We start from the raw sequence: 2,250 nt of genomic DNA on the forward strand, positions 1-2,250 counted from the left end.
CTGCTGCCACCGGCCTGGATCACCAACTCCTCCTTGGCACTGAGGGTGATGCGCTCTGCCGTGACGCTGACCTTGAGCTTGGCCAGCAGATTGATGTTGTCCTTCAGTGCCTTCAGGTCGATATCGCCGGTAGCCGCTACCAGCCGCCAGCCCATGCTCTGCACGAACTGCCGAACCCCGCGGCTGGCACTGATCAGCAAGCGCTTGCCGATGGCCATGCTGGTGTGGCCCCCGGTGCTCAGCCCCAGGTGCTCGCCACTGGCGATGTGGGTGGACTCCGGCGTGGTGGCGGCGATGCCGGTGGGGCTGGCCAGCACCAGCTGCGGGTCGACCAGTTCCGGAAAGTGGTTGCTTTGCGGGTTGCCACGATGCCCGCAGATGGCGTCGTGCTGCGCTTTCAGCGCTTCGCCCACTTCATCCTGATCGCCGCTTTCCTGGGCCTGGTGATCGCGGGCGACCCTGGCGAAGGTGGTGTGGTATTCCTGTGCGGTTTTCAGGCGTTCGGCGGTTTCGCCCAGGTCGGTGTGGTGCTGCACGGCGCGGGCGCGCAGTTCGGTGGTCAGCAGCAGGCCGCCACCGGCGCGGACCACGCCGTGGGTGTCGGTGCGCAGCTCGAAGCCTTGGCCACGGGGCTGGCCGCCGAAGTGGCGGGGGTGGGTGAGGTAGCCCAGGTGCAGCGCGGTGTGGTCATGGTCGCTCATCAGCGCCGCGCTGATCTGCCCGGTGGTGTCGTCCAGGCGCAGCTCGTTGTGGCGTTTACCGTGGTGCTCCTTGCTGCGGATCGGGCTGACTGCCTTGAACTCGGGCAGGCGATACGGCGTGCGGTTGACGATGTGGTAGCTGCGCCCGGTGATCATCGGCTGGTCGGGGTCGCCGTTGAGAAAGCTGACCACCACTTCCTGGCCGATGCGCGGAATGGCCACATGGCCCCAGCTGGCGCCGGCCCAGGCCTGCGTCACGCGTACCCAGCATGAACTTTTGTCGTCGTCCTGGCCCAGTCGGTCCCAGGGGAACTGCACGCGCACGCGGCCGTGCTCGTCGCAGTAGATTTCCTCGCCGGGCGGCCCGACCACCTTGGCCATCTGCGGGCCTTCGATCACCGGTTTGCGGCAGGCCGGTGCATGCCACTCGACCTCGGCGGGAATCAAGGTGGCGGTGAGCGTGTAGGAGGTGCCTGTTTCGGCCTCGGCGGCATCCTCTTCCAGCGCAGTGAACTGGCGCCCCACATGCTTGATGTGCAGCGGCCGCCAGAGGGTGTTCATGTCCTCGCGGGCATGGCCCGTCAGCTCGAAGGCAATGCCCGGCTGCAGCCGCGCATCGTCACCTTCGACTTCCGCCACGCGGGCATCCGCGAACAGGGCGTCGACGCGGGTCTGGGTGAACGGCTTGCCGGCGTTGTCGTGCTTGTAGCGGCCGGGGTAGTGGTAGCGCTCTTAGTCGTTACCCTGGTTGCCCATACGCTTGGGGTACATCGTGTGTTCAAGGTTGTAGCGCGGGTGGGTGAAGGTGTAGTCGCGCTGCACCTGCACGCTGGTGCGAACCTGCTCTCGGTAGGTGAACTGGTGCAGGCAGGGTTGCGGGGCCATGCCACCGCGGTTGGCGACGTACAGCACCGGCTCGCCGTCCAGGGCGCCGAACTGATTGACCTTGTCGGCTTGCACCACGGCATGGCTGCCTTCGCTGTGCTCGAAAATCGACACCAGGCCTTCCTCGGCGGACAGGCGCCAGAAGAAGTCCAGGTCCAGATCACCGGCCTGCACACAGTATTCGCGGCTTTGATGCGGATTCACCAGGTACTGGGTCAGGGTGCCCCACTGGCGTTCGCGGAACAGTTCCTCCAACAGTTGCGGGACCGGGCGGTGCTGGAAGATGCGCCAGTCCGATTGCAGCCCGGCGCGGGCCAGTTGCGGTTCGATCACGGCGCGGTAGCGGGTACGGCGGTGGCCGGTCTTGCCTTGTTCGAAGCTGCTGATCAGGCCATGTACGTGACGCACGGCTTGCTGTTGCTGCCAGATCGTCAGCACGGCGGGCTGGTCGAGCAGGTTGGCAAAGTCGGCATTGTCGAATTCGCTCACCAGTTCAACTTGCAGGCAGTACAACTGGCAAATCCCTTCGGTCAGTTCGAATGACACCACATCGAACGGGAGGGTTTCGTCAGCCGGTGTACTGAAGGTAAAACGCACAGCGTTTAAGTTGCTCATGCAAACTCCTGTAAAGGTCTCCTAAGAACTTGTAGGAAGTTTCCGAAAA

General features: G+C 64.6%; 1 protein-coding gene and 1 pseudogene. Both read right to left on the minus strand.

Features of this window, described 5'->3' with window-relative positions; genetic code table 11:
• Window positions 1-536: DUF2345 domain-containing protein (locus PM2_RS31750; RefSeq protein WP_233425969.1), on the minus strand; the 536-nt coding region annotated here is incomplete at its 3' end.
• Window positions 513-2,201, minus strand: a pseudogene (locus PM2_RS31755) (type VI secretion system Vgr family protein); the annotation flags it as partial. The pseudogene PM2_RS31755 and the gene PM2_RS31750, both read right to left, overlap by 24 nt.
• Between the last annotated feature and the right edge of the window lie 49 nt (window positions 2,202-2,250).

Origin of the sequence: Pseudomonas monteilii NBRC 103158 = DSM 14164, assembly GCF_000730605.1 — a bacterium.
GTDB lineage: Bacteria > Pseudomonadota > Gammaproteobacteria > Pseudomonadales > Pseudomonadaceae > Aquipseudomonas > Aquipseudomonas monteilii.